The following is a 15,796-nucleotide window of genomic DNA, read 5'->3' as shown; positions in this document are numbered from 1 at the left end:
TAAAAGATAAGCACCTCCTATTCTGCGGTGTCGTCATCGCTTTTCCCACCCTTCGCGGGACAATATTTTTTTATCAAAAGTCCGTCTTGATAGAGAGTTTTCATCAAAATGTGTGAATAATTCAAAAAATGGCATTTTGCTCTTTTCACAGGGCGTATTTGCGCAGGTATAGTAATGCGAATAGCGTATTGAAGACGTTACGGGAAGGAGTAGGTATAGAATGTTTGGCTATCGCAGTAACGTGCCAAAAGTGCGCTTAACCACGGACCGCCTGGTCGTGCGTTTAGTGCATGAGCGTGATGCCTGGCGTCTGGCAGATTATTACGCAGAAAATCGTCATTTCTTAAAACCCTGGGAGCCTATTCGCGATGAAAGCCACTGTTATCCGTCAGGCTGGCAGGCGCGTCTGAGCATGATCTCTGAGTTTCATAAACAGGGCACCGCTTATTACTTTGCGCTGCTCGATCCGGAAGAAAAAGAGATTATTGGCGTCGCGAACTTCTCGAACGTCGTGCGGGGATCTTTCCACGCCTGTTATCTCGGTTACTCCATTGCACAGAAGTGGCAGGGGCAGGGGCTGATGTATGAAGCCTTAACCTCGGCTATCCGCTATATGCAGCGCACGCAGCATATTCACCGCATTATGGCTAACTACATGCCACATAATAAACGCAGCGGTGACCTGCTGGCGCGACTGGGTTTTGAAAAAGAAGGGTATGCCAAAGACTACCTGCTGATTGACGGGCAGTGGCGCGATCACGTGCTGACGGCGTTGACCACATCAGAATGGACCCCCGGCCGCTAAGTTTCAGATGCAGCCATGATTAATGGAGAAGACGATGAAATACGAATTAACCGCCACCGAAGCACGGGTGATTGGCTGTTTATTAGAAAAACAAGTGACTACACCTGAACAGTATCCGCTCTCCGTTAACGGAGTCGTAACCGCCTGCAATCAAAAAACGAATCGTGAACCCGTGATGAACCTGTCGGAATCCGACGTGCAGGATCAGCTTGATAACCTGGTGAAACGGCATTTCCTGCGTACGGTGAGTGGCTTTGGTAATCGCGTCACGAAATATGAGCAGCGTTTCTGCAACTCTGAGTTTGGCAATCTTAAGCTCAGCGCGGGGGAAGTCGCGCTCATTACCACGCTGTTGCTGCGCGGCGCTCAAACACCAGGTGAGCTACGTAGCCGCGCCTCCCGGATGTACGAATTCAGCGACATGGCCGAAGTAGAGTCGACACTGGAGAAACTGGCAACCCGGGAAGATGGTCCTTATGTCGTTCGCCTGGCGCGTGAGCCGGGCAAACGTGAAAGCCGTTATATGCACCTGTTTTGCGGTGACGTTGATGAAGCGATGGCCACCACAGATGAACTTCCGGCAGCTTCGGGCGATCTACAGGCGCGCGTTGACGCGCTGGAAACAGACGTCGCGGAGCTTAAGCAGCGGCTTGATTCCTTACTAGCGCACCTGGGAGACTGATGTGAATAAATTACGTATCGGCGTTGTCGGGCTCGGCGGGATTGCGCAAAAGGCCTGGCTGCCCGTGCTGGGCGCTAGTGCAGACTGGACGCTGGAAGGGGCATTTTCCCCTTCGCGGGAAAAAGCGCAGCGTATCTGTCATACCTGGCGGATACCCTACGTTGATTCACTGGTTAATCTGGCGCAAACCTGCGATGCGGTTTTCGTCCATTCCAGTACCGCAACGCACTATGCGGTGGTCAGCGAACTGCTGAATGCAGGGGTTCACGTGTGCGTGGATAAACCGCTGGCGGAAAACCTGCACGAAGCTGAACAATTGGTGGAGCTGGCCGAGCGGAAAAAGCTGACGCTGATGGTGGGGTTTAACCGTCGATTTGCGCCGCTGTATCAGGATCTCAAATCCCAGTTGGGCAATGCGGCGTCCGTACGCATGGATAAGCACCGGACGGACAGCGTCGGGCCGCACGATCTGCGCTTCACTTTGCTGGACGACTATCTGCACGTTGTCGATACCGCATTGTGGCTGGCGGGAGAGAAAGTGCAGTTAAATAACGGTACGCTGTTAACCAATGAATCCGGCGCGATGCTCTATGCGGAGCACCATTTTTCTGCCGGGCAAATGCAGGTAACGACCAGTATGCACCGCCGCGCCGGTAGCCAGCGCGAGAGCGTGCAGGCGGTGACGGATGGTGGCCTGATTGACGTTACGGATATGCGGGAATGGCGGGAAGAGCGCGGGCAAGGAGTGGTGCACAAGCCGGTAGCAGGCTGGCAAACTACCCTGGAACAGCGTGGTTTTGCCGGATGCGCACGTCATTTCATTGAGTGCGTGCAAAATCAGACGGTTCCCCAGACGGCAGGTGAGCAGGCGCTGCTGGCCCAGCGCGTTGTCGAAAAGCTGTGGCGGGAGGCGATGGCTGAATAACCCCCTGTAACATCTGGCGGTAGTAATTCATTGTAATCCAGGTACTATATGCCAACTCAAAAATAACACCTCTTTTTAACCATAGGCTGGTTTGTCGGCCTGATAAGACGCTACGGCGTCGCCATCAGGCACAGCAAAAGTGCCGGATGGCGGCGATCATGCCTTATCCGACCTACGGGCAGGTTTGTCGGGGTTTTGCCTCAGAGTCTGGAATACAACATAGATGAATTTATTAAAGTCGCTGGCAGCCGTCAGCTCGATGACGATGTTTTCACGTGTGCTGGGTTTTGCGCGTGATGCGATTGTCGCCAGAATCTTTGGCGCAGGGATGGCGACTGATGCCTTTTTTGTGGCATTCAAACTTCCTAACCTGCTGCGCCGAATCTTTGCTGAGGGCGCTTTTTCGCAGGCGTTTGTGCCTATTCTTGCCGAATATAAAAGTAAGCAGGGTGAGGATGCGACCCGCGTCTTTGTCTCTTACGTTTCCGGGCTGTTGACCCTGGCGCTGGCCGTGGTGACGGTCGCCGGGATGCTGGCTGCCCCGTGGGTGATTTTAGTCACCGCGCCTGGGTTTGCCGACACCGCGGACAAATTTGCGCTGACCACTCAACTGCTACGGATCACCTTTCCGTATATTCTGCTGATCTCGCTGGCTTCGCTGGTGGGTGCGATCCTGAATACCTGGAATCGCTTTTCCATTCCGGCGTTTGCGCCGACCTTTCTGAATATCAGCATGATCGGTTTCGCGCTGTTTGCTGCGCCTTATTTTCACCCTCCGGTGCTGGCGCTGGCGTGGGCCGTTACCGTTGGCGGCGTGCTACAGTTGATTTATCAGCTTCCGCACCTGAAGAAAATTGGCATGCTGGTGCTGCCGCGCGTGAACTTCCGTGATGCGGGGGCGATGCGCGTCGTCAAGCAAATGGGCCCGGCGATCCTTGGGGTATCTGTCAGCCAGATTTCACTGATCATCAATACGATTTTCGCTTCATTTCTGGCCTCTGGCTCAGTGTCATGGATGTATTATGCTGACCGTCTGATGGAGTTTCCGTCTGGCGTACTTGGCGTCGCGTTGGGGACTATCCTGCTGCCCTCGCTGTCCAAAAGTTTTTCCAGCGGTAATCATGATGAGTATTGCCGTCTGATGGACTGGGGCCTGCGTTTGTGTTTTCTATTGGCATTACCGAGCGCCGTGGCGTTGGGGATTCTGGCCAAACCGCTGACGGTTTCTCTGTTCCAGTACGGTAAATTTACCGCCTTTGACGCAGCGATGACGCAGCGCGCGCTGGTGGCATACTCGGTAGGTTTGATTGGCTTGATCGTGGTGAAAGTGTTGGCCCCTGGTTTTTATTCGCGCCAGGATATTAAAACGCCAGTCAAGATTGCCATTGTCACGCTGATTATGACCCAGGTAATGAACCTGGCGTTTATTGGGCCGCTGAAACATGCCGGGCTGTCGCTGTCGATTGGTCTGGCGGCGTGTCTGAACGCTTCACTGCTGTACTGGCAACTGCGTAAACAGAAAATTTTTACCCCACAACCGGGTTGGGCTTGGTTCCTGGCGCGACTGGTGATTTCTGTGCTGGTGATGTCGGCGGCGCTGGTTGGGATGCTCTACATCATGCCGGACTGGTCGCAGGGAACGATGTTATGGCGTCTGCTGCGTCTGATGGCCGTTGTGGTGGCCGGTATTGCTGCTTACTTCGCTGCACTCGCGGTGCTGGGCTTTAAAGTGAAAGAGTTTGTGCGCCGGACGGCGTAACAGATTAATGCCGGATGGCGGCATGACGCCGTATCCGGCCTACAAACGCGTAGGCCTGATAAGCAAAACGTTATCAGGCTAGCATCAGATAGAGAATTTTTTCCCGCCGCGGTGCGCAGCAGAGGTTTGACCGTTTGCGCCATACAGCGCCGGTTCCTGGTGCGGTTTCAGCACTTGAATCGCTTGTTGATTGCGCTCGATCTGCCCTTCCAGCAGCCAACCGTTGTGCTGGTTGAGTTCGCGTAGGTCCTGTGTTTTCCGGGTAATGGTCTGCCAACGCTCGGCAATTTCATCATTGGCGCTGCGCGTGGCGTCATGCTCCAGACGGCGCTGCTGCTCCAGATAATCAAGGGTTGCCAGCAAAGAGCTTTTTTCTTCTGTAATACGCTGTAACTGGCTGCCGTTAATATATCCTGCGGAAAGCTGCTGCTGTTCAGCATCCATTACCGTTTTCAGGTCATTGAGGACGGTCGTCATCTGGTCAAGTATTTCTGACAAACGAGTCATACTTTATTTACTCTGTAAGTAGCTCTGCGCCTCGCGGATCAGCGAGTCGGCAATTTTTCCGGTGTCCATTTTCAGCTCGCCATTACGGATCGCGGTTTTCAGTGCTTCCACGCGTTCCATATTGATGTCATTGGTGCCGGGCTGCATCAGTTTGGCCTGGGCGTCGCTCAGCATGACGCTGGTGCTGGTGGTGGCGGTGGTTTTTTCCTTCCGCGTTTTTTGTACCGGCGCATCGCTGGTTTCACGTGGCTGAACGGTACTTACTGGCTTCAATGGTGAGGTACGATCAATGCTCATTTTGTTTATCCTCATCGAGGGGTTACGCTATAGCGGCCCGCTGTAATCATTGGTTGTTTATCTATCGGCACACGCTAAAAAATCTTTAACCTATTATAGGTTAATAAGAATATTCCCATCAGAATCGACGACACCGCTCACCACCTGGCCTGAAATCATCCGTACTCGGGCATTCTGGGCGACGGCGGCATTGTTCAGCGCTTTACCTTCGGCATTCACCCGAAAGCCATCTCCGTTGGCGATAACCAGGACGCGCTGACCGGCCTTGATTCGCCATGCCTGGCGCAACATGGAAAGCTGTATCGGCTGACCTGGCACCAGATCGCGCAGGCTTACGGCATCCTGCACCTGATTCATATCCAGCACGGCGCGCGGAGGGAGTTGGTCCAGTCGACCTCGTTTTAGCGTTACGCTGGCCGAAGTCAGGGCGCTACCCCGAGCGACGGGCGCGGCGGCAACAACGTAGTTTCCCGTGGCCTGCACGTTCACCTGCAGATAACGTTTCTCGTTGGCGCAGCGCGCCAGCACGTTCACATTACCCCACAATTTTGCACTCCCGGACACGCTTAATGCTGGTTGTTCGCAGCTCGGCAATAAATTTGGCGACGTTCGGATAGTAACGACGACCTCATCGCTAAATCCGGCCAGACGCTGGGAAAACCATGCCGTCAACTGTGAATTCAGGTCTTGCGCCAGCGTCATAGGACTGAACAGCAGTGCTGCCACGACGACTCCACGTTTAAACGTTTGCATCAAAACCTCGCGCTTTTTCAGGTAGTGACAGGATTCTACCTGTGTGACGCAGTCATCAACGCAACAAATAGCGACGCATTTTGCGTTTATTCCGGCGATAACGCGCGCGTAATGGGATTTAAGCTGTCGGCTGAATTTTGTCATTTGCGGAGGAGATATGCTCGATAAGCTCGACGCCGCCTTACGTTTTCAACAGGAAGCGCTGAATTTGCGCGCCCAACGCCAGGAAGTATTGGCGGCCAACATAGCCAATGCCGACACGCCGGGGTATCAGGCGCGCGACCTGGATTTCGCCAGTGAATTAAAAAAAGTCATGGTGCGAGGACGGGAAGAAACCGGCGGTGTCTCGTTGACGCTGACCTCTGCACAACACATTCCGGCCCAGACCGTTTCCGCTCCTTCTACGGAACTGCTCTACCGCATTCCTGATCAGCCGTCTCTCGATGGCAACACGGTAGATATGGACCGGGAGCGTACGCAATTTGCAGACAACAGCCTCAAGTATCAAATGGGGCTGACCGCGTTGGGTGGACAAATCAAAGGCATGATGAACGTGCTGCAAGGAGGGAACTAATTCGTGGCGCTGTTAAATATTTTTGATATCGCAGGCTCTGCGCTGACGGCTCAGTCTAAGCGCCTGAACGTGGCAGCCAGCAACATGGCGAATGCGGATAGCGTCACCGGACCTGACGGTCAGCCGTATCGCGCGAAGCAGGTTGTTTTTCAGGTTGATGCCGCGCCAGGTGCGGCAACCGGTGGCGTAAAAGTCGCTGACGTCATTGAAAGCCAGGCGCCAGATAAGCTGGTTTATGAACCCGGTAATCCGCTGGCCGATGCGAATGGTTACGTAAAAATGCCGAATGTGGACGTCGTCGGCGAAATGGTCAACACCATGTCAGCCTCGCGTAGCTACCAGGCAAACGTTGAAGTGCTCAATACGGTGAAAAGCTTGATGCTCAAAACGCTGACGCTAGGCCAGTAAAAGGAGGCGCACATGTCTATTGCTGTAAAAATGAATGACCCGAGCACGACGGGTGTGAATGACGCAACGGGGAAGAGTTCACTGACGGGCAGCAACGCCGCAGACCTGCAAAGCAGCTTCCTTACGCTGCTGGTTGCACAGCTGAAAAACCAGGATCCAACCAACCCGCTGCAAAACAACGAACTGACCACCCAGTTGGCGCAAATCAGTACCGTGAGCGGAATTGAGAAACTGAACACCACGCTGGGATCGATCTCCGGGCAGATCGACAACAGTCAGTCGCTGCAGGCCAGTACGCTGATTGGCCACGGTGTCATGATCCCAGGCACCACCATCCTGACCGGTAAAGGTACGGAAGAGGGCGCAAAAACCACCACTACGCCGTTTGGCGTTGAACTGCAGCAACCGGCAGATAAGGTTACCGCAACCATTACCGATAAAGACGGCAAGGTGGTACGCACCATTGATATTGGTGGGTTGAAAGCGGGCGTTCATACCTTTACCTGGGACGGCACCATGACCGATGGCACGGATGCGCCAAGCGGTTCTTACAACGTGTCAATTGCTGCCAGTAATGGCGGAACACAACTGGTGGCTCAGCCGCTTCAGTTTGCGCTGGTGCAGGGCGTTATTCGCAGCAACGGCGGTAATACGCTGGATCTGGGCACCTATGGAACCACCACCCTCGACGAAGTACGGCAGATCATTTAAGCCTTCACACTTATCAGGAGTAAGTCATGGCCTTTTCACAAGCGGTCAGCGGTCTGAACGCTGCAGCGACCAACCTCGATGTCATTGGTAACAACATCGCCAACTCCGCCACCTACGGTTTTAAATCCGGTACGGCCTCTTTTGCCGATATGTTCGCCGGTTCTAAAGTAGGTCTGGGCGTTAAAGTTGCGGGCATTACCCAGGACTTTACCGACGGTACCACGACCAACACCGGTCGCGGGCTGGATGTCGCTATCAGCCAGAACGGTTTTTTCCGCATGGTAGACAGCAACGGTTCCGTTTTCTACAGCCGTAACGGTCAGTTCAAGCTCGATGAAAACCGCAATATCGTCAACATGCAGGGGCTACAGCTGACGGGCTATCCGGCTACCGGTACACCGCCAACGATACAGCAAGGTGCTAACCCGGCGCCGATCACTATCCCGAATACGCTGATGGCGGCTAAAACCACCACGACTGCGTCAATGCAGATCAACCTGAACTCCACTGACAAGGTGCCAACGAAGACCCCGTTTAATCCAAGCGATGCGGATTCCTACAACAAAAAAGGCTCAGTTACCGTTTTCGATAGCCAGGGTAACGCCCACGACATGAATATTTTTTATGTCAAAAATGCGCAGAGCAACACCTGGGAAGTTCACACACAGGATGCTTCAACCGGAGCCGCTGCAAAATCAGCAGGGTTTATGCGCTTTAATGAAAATGGTGTGTTCTTAGGGATTAGCGCCACAGCCGCCGAGGCGGTACCAACGCCTCCTACCGTCTGGCCAAAGGAAATCAACATCACAACCGGGCAGATTAACGGTGCTGATGCGGCAAATTTCTCTCTGAGCTTCCTGAATTCCATGCAGCAGAACACTGGCGCCAACAACATCGTTGCCACGAATCAGAATGGCTATAAGCCGGGCGACCTGGTGAGCTACCAGATTAACAATGACGGTACTGTGGTCGGTAACTACTCCAACGAACAGCAACAGGTTCTGGGGCAGATCGTGCTGGCAAACTTTGCCAACAACGAAGGTCTGGCTTCTCAGGGTGACAACGTCTGGGCAGCTACTCAGTCTTCCGGCGTGGCGCTGCTGGGTACCGCAGGCGAGGGTAACTTCGGCAAGCTGACCAACGGCGCGCTGGAAGCATCAAACGTGGATTTGAGTAAAGAACTGGTGAATATGATCGTCGCCCAGCGTAACTATCAGTCGAACGCGCAGACCATCAAAACCCAGGACCAGATCCTCAACACGCTGGTCAACCTGCGCTAAGCGCCTGACGGGATGGCTTAATGGATCACGCAATTTATACCGCCATGGGCGCGGCCAGTCAGACGCTGAATCAACAAGCGGTGACGGCCAGCAACCTGGCAAACGCCTCAACGCCGGGTTTTCGTGCGCAGCTCAATGCGCTGCGCGCGGTTCCCGTTGAAGGATTGTCTTTACCGACGCGTACGCTGGTGGTGGCCTCCACGCCGGGGGCCGATATGACGCCGGGTCAGATGGACTATACCTCACGTCCGCTGGACGTGGCGCTGCAACAGGATGGCTGGTTGGCTGTGCAGACCGCGGACGGTAGCGAAGGATATACCCGAAATGGCGCCATTCAGGTAAGCCCTACGGGGGAACTGACCATTCAGGGACACCCGGTGATTGGCGAAGCCGGACCAATAGCCGTACCGGAAGGTTCAGAAGTCACCATTGCGGCAGACGGCACGATCTCGGCGCTCAACCCTGGCGATCCGGCTAACACCGTTGCGCCAGTTGGGCGACTGAAACTGGTGAAGGCCACGGGGAGTGAAGTGCAACGTGGCGATGACGGTATGTTCCGTCTGACCCAGGCCGCGCAGGCTACCCGTGGCGCTACGTTACAGGCTGACCCCAGCATTCGCGTTATGTCGGGCGTGCTGGAAGGCAGTAACGTTAAGCCGGTAGCCGCGATGAGTGACATGATCGCCAACGCCCGTCGTTTCGAAATGCAAATGAAGATTATCAGTAGCGTGGATGATAACGCGGGTCGCGCCAACCAACTGCTGTCGATGAGTTAATACAGGACATTTTATGATCAGTTCATTATGGATCGCCAAAACCGGCCTGGATGCACAGCAAACCAACATGGATGTGATTGCCAACAACCTGGCAAACGTCAGCACCAACGGATTTAAGCGTCAACGTGCCGTTTTTGAAGATCTGTTGTACCAGACGATTCGCCAGCCTGGCGCACAGTCTTCTGAACAAACCACACTGCCGTCTGGTTTGCAGATTGGTACCGGTGTGCGCCCGGTCGCGACCGAGCGTTTACACAGCCAGGGGAACCTGTCGCAGACCAACAACAGTAAAGATGTGGCGATTAAAGGGCAGGGCTTTTTCCAGGTCATGCTGCCTGATGGCACGTCCGCCTACACCCGTGACGGTTCTTTCCAGGTGGATCAGAACGGTCAACTGGTGACTGCGGGTGGTTTTCAGGTTCAGCCGGCTATCACCATCCCGGCTAACTCGCTCAGTATTACCATTGGACGCGACGGTATCGTCAGCGTAACCCAGCAGGGCCAGGCAGCACCGGTTCAGGTCGGGCAGCTTAACCTGACTACTTTTATGAACGATACCGGTCTGGAAAGCATTGGTGAGAATCTGTACACCGAAACGCAGTCATCCGGTGCGCCGAATGAGAGCACTCCGGGGCTGAACGGCGCGGGTCTGCTGTACCAGGGTTATGTTGAAACCTCTAACGTCAACGTGGCGGAAGAGCTGGTAAACATGATCCAGGTTCAGCGCGCTTACGAAATCAACAGTAAAGCGGTATCGACCACCGATCAGATGCTGCAAAAACTGACGCAACTCTAAAGTGTGGCCCGGTGGGGTGAAAGCCTCACCGGCACACTGATTTTGAAGATGACCGCAATGCGAAAATACGCGCTTCACCCATACCCAATTTTAGCCCTGTTGGTGGTTTCATTGACAGGATGCGCCTGGATCCCGGCCACGCCCCTCGTGCAGGGCGCAACGTCTGCCCAGCCTGTTCCTGGCCCGACGCCGGTGGCGAATGGATCAATCTTCCAGTCGGCCCAACCGATTAACTACGGTTATCAGCCGCTATTCGAAGACCGCCGTCCGCGCAATATTGGCGATACGTTGACCATCGTATTGCAGGAAAACGTCAGCGCGAGCAAAAGTTCTTCGGCTAATGCTAGCCGCGACGGCAAAACCAACTTTGGCTTTGATACCGTACCGCGTTATTTGCAAGGACTGTTTGGCAACGAGCGTGCTGACGTAGAAGCTTCAGGCGGTAACACCTTTAACGGTAAAGGCGGCGCGAACGCCAGCAATACCTTCAGCGGTACGCTGACCGTAACGGTCGATCAGGTACTGGTGAATGGCAACTTACATGTTGTGGGTGAAAAGCAGATCGCCATTAATCAGGGCACTGAATTCATTCGCTTCTCCGGGGTCGTTAACCCGCGCACCATCAGTGGCAGCAACTCCGTACCGTCAACTCAGGTTGCGGACGCACGTATTGAGTATGTCGGCAACGGCTACATCAATGAAGCGCAGAATATGGGCTGGTTGCAGCGTTTCTTCCTTAACTTGTCGCCGATGTAAGCGAGGTAGCCAGTGTTTAAATCTTTAGTTGGAATGGTACTGGTGCTGATAACCACCTTTGCGCATGCCGACCGTATTCGTGACCTGACCAGCGTTCAGGGCGTGCGGGAAAACTCGTTGATCGGTTATGGGCTGGTGGTCGGTTTGGATGGCACGGGTGACCAGACTACGCAGACGCCGTTTACTACGCAAACGCTCAACAACATGCTTTCGCAGTTGGGAATTACCGTGCCAACCGGCACCAATATGCAACTGAAAAACGTGGCGGCGGTGATGGTGACCGCGCAATTCCCTGCTTTTGGTCGTCAGGGGCAAACCATTGACGTGGTGGTCTCTTCCATGGGGAACGCCAAAAGCCTGCGCGGCGGTACGCTGCTGATGACCCCGCTGAAAGGGGTCGATAGCCAGGTATATGCGCTGGCGCAGGGGAATATTCTGGTAGGCGGTGCAGGCGCTGCTGCGGGTGGCAGCAGCGTGCAGGTAAACCAGCTCAATGGCGGACGTATTACCAACGGCGCGACCATCGAACGTGAATTACCCAGCCAGTTCGGCGGCGGTAACACCATTAATCTGCAGCTCAATAATGAAGATTTCACTATGGCGCAGCAGATAACCGACACCATTAACCGTTCGCGCGGCTTTGGTAGCGCCACTGCGCTGGACGCCCGGACGATTCAGGTACGCGTGCCAAGCGGCAACAGCTCGCAGGTGCGTTTCCTTGCTGACATCCAGAATATGGAGGTGAACGTCACGCCGCAGGATGCGAAAGTGATTATCAACTCGCGCACCGGATCCGTTGTCATGAACCGTGAAGTCACGCTGGATAGCTGTGCCGTCGCGCAAGGCAACTTGTCGATAACGGTAAACCGCCAGGCGAACGTCAGCCAGCCGGATACACCGTTTGGGGGTGGACAGACTGTGGTGACGCCTCAAACCCAGATCGATCTGCGCCAGAGCGGCGGTTCGCTGCAAAGCGTGCGTTCCAGCGCCAACCTGAACAATGTTGTGCGTGCGCTTAATGCGCTAGGGGCAACGCCGATGGATCTGATGTCCATTCTGCAATCGATGCAGAGCGCGGGATGCTTACGCGCCAAACTGGAAATCATCTAATGATTGGTGACAGCAAACTGCTGACCAGTGCCGCCTGGGATGCGCAATCACTGAACGAACTGAAAGTGAAAGCGGGTCAGGACCCGGCGGCGAATATCCGCCCGGTTGCCCGTCAGGTTGAAGGGATGTTCGTACAAATGATGCTGAAAAGCATGCGTGAAGCGCTGCCGAAAGATGGCGTTTTTAGCAGTGATTCGACACGTTTGTATACCAGCATGTATGACCAACAAATTGCGCAGCAGATGACCGCAGGTAAAGGTCTGGGACTGGCTGAAATGATGGTTAAGCAGATGACTGAAGGGCAGGCGCAACCCGCAGACGATGCGCCGCAGGTGCCAATGAAGTTCTCTCTGGAAACGGTGACCAGCTATCAAAACCAGGCGCTGACGCAACTGGTCCGTAAAGCCATTCCCCGCGCGACGGAAAGCAATGATGAGCCGCTGTCAGGTGACAGCAAAGACTTCCTCGCCCAGCTATCGCTGCCGGCTAAGCTGGCAAGTCAGCAAAGCGGGGTTCCGCATCATCTGATTCTGGCGCAGGCGGCGCTGGAGTCCGGATGGGGCCAGCGACAAATCCGCCGTGAGAACGGTGAACCGAGCTTTAACATTTTTGGCGTGAAGGCTTCGGGAAGCTGGAAAGGCCCAACCACCGAAATCACCACCACCGAATATGAAAACGGCGAGGCGAAAAAGGTGAAAGCCCGATTCCGCGTCTATAGCTCTTACCTTGAGGCACTGTCGGATTATGTCGGTCTGATATCGCGTAACCCGCGCTATGCGGCGGTAACCGCCGCTGCTACCGCCGAGCAGGGGGCACAGGCTTTGCAGAATGCCGGTTACGCGACTGACCCTAACTATGCGCGTAAATTAACCAGCATGATCCAGCAGTTGAAATCGATGAGCGAAAAAGTGAGCAAAACCTACAGTACGAATATCGATAATCTCTTTTAAATAGCTCAAGTCTACCAACCTGCTGCCGATAATAACGAGTATTGAAGGATTACAAGGAACCTCCATGTCCAGCTTGATTAATAACGCGATGAGTGGACTCGCCGCAGCGCAGGCCGCGTTGAATTCTGCCAGTAATAACATCTCCAGCTATAACGTTGCCGGATACACCCGTCAAACGACAATTATGGCGCAAGCGAACAGCACGCTGGGTGCGGGGGGCTGGGTTGGCAATGGCGTCTATGTTTCTGGCGTACAGCGCGAGTATGACTCCTTTATCACGAATCAGTTACGTGCCGCGCAGAACCAAAGCAGCGGCCTGACAACGCGCTATGAACAAATGTCGAAAATCGACAATCTGCTCTCCAGCAAAACCAGTTCCATTTCGACCTCAATGCAGGACTTTTTTACCAGCCTGCAAACGCTTGTCAGTAACGCGGAAGACCCGGCGGCGCGCCAGGCGCTGATCGGTAAAGCTGATGGTTTAGTCAACCAGTTCAGAACAACCGACCAGTATCTGCGCGATCAAGACAAGCAGGTTAATACTGCGATCAAGGCCAGCGTTGACCAGATCAACAACTATTCAAAACAGATTGCCAGCCTCAACGATCAGATTTCCCGTCTGACCGGCGTCGGCGCGGGCGCATCGCCTAACGATTTACTCGACCAGCGCGACCAACTGGTCAGTGAACTGAACCAGATTGTCGGTGTAGAAGTCAGCGTTCAGGACGGTGGGACTTACAACATAACCATGGCGAACGGCTATTCACTGGTGCAGGGCAGCAATGCACGCCAGCTGGCGGCTGTGCCCTCCAGTGACGATCCCAATCGAACCACAGTGGCCTACGTCGACGGGGTTGCCGGCGAGGTTGAAATTCCCGAAAAACTGTTGAATACCGGTTCACTGGGCGGGCTGTTGACCTTCCGTTCTCAAGAGCTTGACCAGACGCGTAACACACTGGGCCAACTGGCGTTGGCGTTTGCCGATGCGTTTAACACCCAGCATAAAGAGGGTTTTGACGCGAACGGCGATCAGGGTAAGGATTTCTTTGCTATCGGTAGCCCGGCAGTATTCAACAACGCTAAAAATACAGGAACAGGATCGTTAAGCGCGAAGATTACCGACAGCTCTGCTGTACAGGCGACCGATTATAAAATCGTTTATGACGGGACGGACTGGCAGGTTACTCGCCTGGCGGATAATACCAGCTTCAAAGCTACCGTTACCGGTGGGAAGATGTCCTTTGACGGGATGGAAATCACCGTAAATGCTGGCGCAAAAGCAAATGACAGCTTCACAGTGAAACCTGTCAGTAACGCCGTTGTTGATATGAAAGTCATGGTGACCGATGAGTCGAAAATCGCCATGGCCCAGGTCTCAAAAAATGATCCGGACCCGGATATTGATAAGGGAAAAAGCGATAACCGTAACGGTCAGAAACTGCTGGATCTGCAGACCAAAGCTACCGTGGGTAATAAGACCTTCAACGATGCATATGCCACGCTGGTAAGCGATGTCGGGAACAAAACCGCGACGCTGAAAACCAGCGCCATTACCCAAAACAACGTGGTAACGCAGCTTTATAAGCAGCAGCAGTCTATTTCCGGCGTCAACCTCGACGAAGAATACGGTAACTTACAACGCTATCAACAGTATTACCTGGCTAACGCGCAAGTGCTGCAAACCGCAAATGCGCTGTTTGATGCACTGATTAATATTCGCTAAGGGAGAGGGACACAATGCGTATCAGCACCCAGATGATGTACCAGCAGAATATGCGTGGCATCACTAACTCTCAGGCTGAATGGATGAAGTTCGGCGAGCAGATGTCAACGGGCAAACGTGTGATCAACCCATCTGACGATCCGATCGCCGCCTCGCAGGCCGTGGTGCTTTCTCAAGCTCAGGCGCAGAACAGCCAATATACGCTGGCGCGTTCATTTGCGACGCAAAAAGTATCGCTGGAAGAGAACGTACTGAGTCAGGTAACGACGGCAATTCAGACCGCGCAGGAAAAAATTGTCTATGCCGCGAACGGCACGTTAAGCGATGACGACCGTGCATCGCTGGCCACCGACCTGCAGGGGATCCGCGATCAACTGATGAACCTGGCGAACAGCACCGACGGTAATGGACGCTATATTTTTGGCGGATATAAAACAGAATCTGCACCGTTTGCTCAGGCAGATGGCGCTTACAGTGGCGGTACAACAAATGTGACCCAGCAGGTCGATGCCTCCCGTACCATGGTGATTGGTCATACTGGCGATAAAGTATTTGTTAATCTGACCAGTAATGCCGTACCGGAACCAGGCGGCGGTACTCAGGAAAAGAACCTGTTCAAAATGCTGGATACCGCTATTGATGCGCTCAAAACCCCGATTGAGGGCAATGACGCGGCAAAAGCTACCGCCTCTGCAGCCATTGATAAAACCAGTCGTGGCCTGAAAAATTCATTGAATAACGTGCTTTCTGTTCGTGCAGAATTAGGGACTCAGCTCAGCGAGCTAAGTTCACTGGATTCACTGGGCGCCGATCGCGCATTGGGCCAGACTCAGCAGATGAGCAATCTGGTGGATGTTGACTGGAATGCAGCGATTTCGTCCTACGTGATGCAGCAGGCCGCACTGCAGGCATCGTACAAAACGTTTACCGATATGCAGGGAATGTCGCTATTTCAACTGAACCGGTAACACCTTTTTGAACATA

General features: G+C 54.0%; 18 protein-coding genes. 15 read left to right on the top strand and 3 right to left on the bottom strand.

Annotated elements, in window-relative coordinates:
- Window positions 1-220 precede the first annotated feature (220 nt).
- From rimJ to murJ, 4 genes are all read left to right on the top strand, one after another.
- Window positions 221-805: a ribosomal protein S5-alanine N-acetyltransferase gene (gene rimJ, locus OGV52_RS15260; protein WP_006685101.1), complete on the top strand. Its 585-nt coding sequence runs from the start codon at window positions 221-223 to the stop codon at window positions 803-805.
- A 34-nt stretch (window positions 806-839) separates the two neighbouring features.
- Window positions 840-1,487 (top strand): YceH family protein, encoded by a 648-nt coding sequence (locus OGV52_RS15255; protein ID WP_047359336.1) that lies wholly within the window; start codon window positions 840-842, stop codon window positions 1,485-1,487.
- 1 nt (window position 1,488) lies between these two features.
- Window positions 1,489-2,412, top strand: coding sequence for a Gfo/Idh/MocA family protein (locus tag OGV52_RS15250; protein ID WP_287108726.1), 924 nt, complete (start codon window positions 1,489-1,491; stop codon window positions 2,410-2,412).
- Between the two features lie 223 nt (window positions 2,413-2,635).
- Complete coding sequence (murJ, locus tag OGV52_RS15245; protein WP_016152622.1) at window positions 2,636-4,171, top strand: murein biosynthesis integral membrane protein MurJ; 1,536 nt, start codon at window positions 2,636-2,638, stop codon at window positions 4,169-4,171.
- A gap of 84 nt (window positions 4,172-4,255) precedes the next feature.
- On the opposite strand, the gene flgN is transcribed toward murJ, so the two are convergent.
- From flgN to flgA, 3 genes are all read right to left on the bottom strand, one after another.
- Complete coding sequence (flgN, locus tag OGV52_RS15240) at window positions 4,256-4,678, bottom strand: flagella biosynthesis chaperone FlgN (RefSeq protein WP_016152623.1); 423 nt, start codon at window positions 4,676-4,678, stop codon at window positions 4,256-4,258.
- Between the two features lie 3 nt (window positions 4,679-4,681).
- Window positions 4,682-4,975: a flagellar biosynthesis anti-sigma factor FlgM gene (gene flgM, locus OGV52_RS15235; RefSeq protein WP_016152624.1), complete on the bottom strand. Its 294-nt coding sequence runs from the start codon at window positions 4,973-4,975 to the stop codon at window positions 4,682-4,684.
- A gap of 93 nt (window positions 4,976-5,068) precedes the next feature.
- Complete coding sequence (gene flgA / locus OGV52_RS15230; protein WP_016156187.1) at window positions 5,069-5,728, bottom strand: flagellar basal body P-ring formation chaperone FlgA; 660 nt, start codon at window positions 5,726-5,728, stop codon at window positions 5,069-5,071.
- A 157-nt stretch (window positions 5,729-5,885) separates the two neighbouring features.
- Here flgA and flgB point away from each other — a divergent pair, with 157 nt between their 5' ends.
- From flgB to flgL, 11 genes are all read left to right on the top strand, one after another.
- Window positions 5,886-6,302: a flagellar basal body rod protein FlgB gene (gene flgB, locus OGV52_RS15225; protein ID WP_016152626.1), complete on the top strand. Its 417-nt coding sequence runs from the start codon at window positions 5,886-5,888 to the stop codon at window positions 6,300-6,302.
- A gap of 3 nt (window positions 6,303-6,305) precedes the next feature.
- On the top strand, window positions 6,306-6,710 hold the full coding sequence (gene flgC, locus OGV52_RS15220) for a flagellar basal body rod protein FlgC (protein ID WP_006685091.1): 405 nt from the start codon (window positions 6,306-6,308) through the stop codon (window positions 6,708-6,710).
- Window positions 6,711-6,722: 12 nt separating this feature from the next.
- Window positions 6,723-7,421: a flagellar hook assembly protein FlgD gene (flgD, locus tag OGV52_RS15215; RefSeq protein WP_016152627.1), complete on the top strand. Its 699-nt coding sequence runs from the start codon at window positions 6,723-6,725 to the stop codon at window positions 7,419-7,421.
- Window positions 7,422-7,447: 26 nt separating this feature from the next.
- The gene (flgE, locus tag OGV52_RS15210; RefSeq protein WP_153690524.1) at window positions 7,448-8,701 is read left to right on the top strand and encodes a flagellar hook protein FlgE; all 1,254 of its coding nucleotides are present in this window, start codon (window positions 7,448-7,450) and stop codon (window positions 8,699-8,701) included.
- Window positions 8,702-8,721: 20 nt separating this feature from the next.
- Window positions 8,722-9,477 (top strand): flagellar basal body rod protein FlgF, encoded by a 756-nt coding sequence (locus OGV52_RS15205; protein WP_016156188.1) that lies wholly within the window; start codon window positions 8,722-8,724, stop codon window positions 9,475-9,477.
- A 13-nt stretch (window positions 9,478-9,490) separates the two neighbouring features.
- Window positions 9,491-10,273 carry a flagellar basal-body rod protein FlgG gene (gene flgG, locus OGV52_RS15200; protein WP_003036202.1) on the top strand — a complete coding sequence of 261 codons (783 nt, stop codon included), beginning with the start codon at window positions 9,491-9,493 and terminating at the stop codon, window positions 10,271-10,273.
- A gap of 57 nt (window positions 10,274-10,330) precedes the next feature.
- On the top strand, window positions 10,331-11,029 hold the full coding sequence (gene flgH / locus OGV52_RS15195) for a flagellar basal body L-ring protein FlgH (protein WP_016152630.1): 699 nt from the start codon (window positions 10,331-10,333) through the stop codon (window positions 11,027-11,029).
- 33 nt (window positions 11,030-11,062) lie between these two features.
- Complete coding sequence (locus OGV52_RS15190) at window positions 11,063-12,139, top strand: flagellar basal body P-ring protein FlgI (RefSeq protein ID WP_019076467.1); 1,077 nt, start codon at window positions 11,063-11,065, stop codon at window positions 12,137-12,139.
- Entirely contained in the window at window positions 12,139-13,089 is a 951-nt protein-coding gene (gene flgJ / locus OGV52_RS15185; protein ID WP_200079580.1) for a flagellar assembly peptidoglycan hydrolase FlgJ, read from the top strand. The genes OGV52_RS15190 and flgJ overlap by 1 nt, the downstream gene beginning before the upstream one ends.
- 64 nt (window positions 13,090-13,153) lie before the next feature.
- Window positions 13,154-14,812 carry a flagellar hook-associated protein FlgK gene (flgK, locus tag OGV52_RS15180; protein ID WP_046274758.1) on the top strand — a complete coding sequence of 553 codons (1,659 nt, stop codon included), beginning with the start codon at window positions 13,154-13,156 and terminating at the stop codon, window positions 14,810-14,812.
- Between the two features lie 14 nt (window positions 14,813-14,826).
- Window positions 14,827-15,780 carry a flagellar hook-associated protein FlgL gene (flgL, locus tag OGV52_RS15175; RefSeq protein ID WP_016152634.1) on the top strand — a complete coding sequence of 318 codons (954 nt, stop codon included), beginning with the start codon at window positions 14,827-14,829 and terminating at the stop codon, window positions 15,778-15,780.
- Window positions 15,781-15,796: the final 16 nt, after the last annotated feature.

The sequence above is a fragment of the Citrobacter sp. Cb041 genome, assembly GCF_030336655.1.
GTDB classification, from domain to species: Bacteria; Pseudomonadota; Gammaproteobacteria; order Enterobacterales; family Enterobacteriaceae; genus Citrobacter; species Citrobacter braakii.
This window is presented reverse-complemented; position numbering and strand designations above follow the sequence as displayed.

Bases quoted from the DNA above. Each gene is read 5' to 3' on its own strand.
- rimJ (WP_006685101.1), top strand. From the start codon at position 221: ATGTTTGGCTATCGCAGTAACGTGCCAAAAGTGCGCTTAACCACGGAC.
- OGV52_RS15255 (WP_047359336.1), top strand. From the start codon at position 840: ATGAAATACGAATTAACCGCCACCGAAGCACGGGTGATTGGCTGTTTA.
- murJ (WP_016152622.1), top strand. From the start codon at position 2,636: ATGAATTTATTAAAGTCGCTGGCAGCCGTCAGCTCGATGACGATGTTT.
- flgN (WP_016152623.1), bottom strand. From the start codon at position 4,678: ATGACTCGTTTGTCAGAAATACTTGACCAGATGACGACCGTCCTCAAT.
- flgM (WP_016152624.1), bottom strand. From the start codon at position 4,975: ATGAGCATTGATCGTACCTCACCATTGAAGCCAGTAAGTACCGTTCAG.
- flgA (WP_016156187.1), bottom strand. From the start codon at position 5,728: ATGCAAACGTTTAAACGTGGAGTCGTCGTGGCAGCACTGCTGTTCAGT.
- flgB (WP_016152626.1), top strand. From the start codon at position 5,886: ATGCTCGATAAGCTCGACGCCGCCTTACGTTTTCAACAGGAAGCGCTG.
- flgD (WP_016152627.1), top strand. From the start codon at position 6,723: ATGTCTATTGCTGTAAAAATGAATGACCCGAGCACGACGGGTGTGAAT.
- flgE (WP_153690524.1), top strand. From the start codon at position 7,448: ATGGCCTTTTCACAAGCGGTCAGCGGTCTGAACGCTGCAGCGACCAAC.
- OGV52_RS15205 (WP_016156188.1), top strand. From the start codon at position 8,722: ATGGATCACGCAATTTATACCGCCATGGGCGCGGCCAGTCAGACGCTG.
- flgG (WP_003036202.1), top strand. From the start codon at position 9,491: ATGATCAGTTCATTATGGATCGCCAAAACCGGCCTGGATGCACAGCAA.
- flgH (WP_016152630.1), top strand. From the start codon at position 10,331: ATGCGAAAATACGCGCTTCACCCATACCCAATTTTAGCCCTGTTGGTG.
- OGV52_RS15190 (WP_019076467.1), top strand. From the start codon at position 11,063: ATGGTACTGGTGCTGATAACCACCTTTGCGCATGCCGACCGTATTCGT.
- flgJ (WP_200079580.1), top strand. From the start codon at position 12,139: ATGATTGGTGACAGCAAACTGCTGACCAGTGCCGCCTGGGATGCGCAA.
- flgK (WP_046274758.1), top strand. From the start codon at position 13,154: ATGTCCAGCTTGATTAATAACGCGATGAGTGGACTCGCCGCAGCGCAG.
- flgL (WP_016152634.1), top strand. From the start codon at position 14,827: ATGCGTATCAGCACCCAGATGATGTACCAGCAGAATATGCGTGGCATC.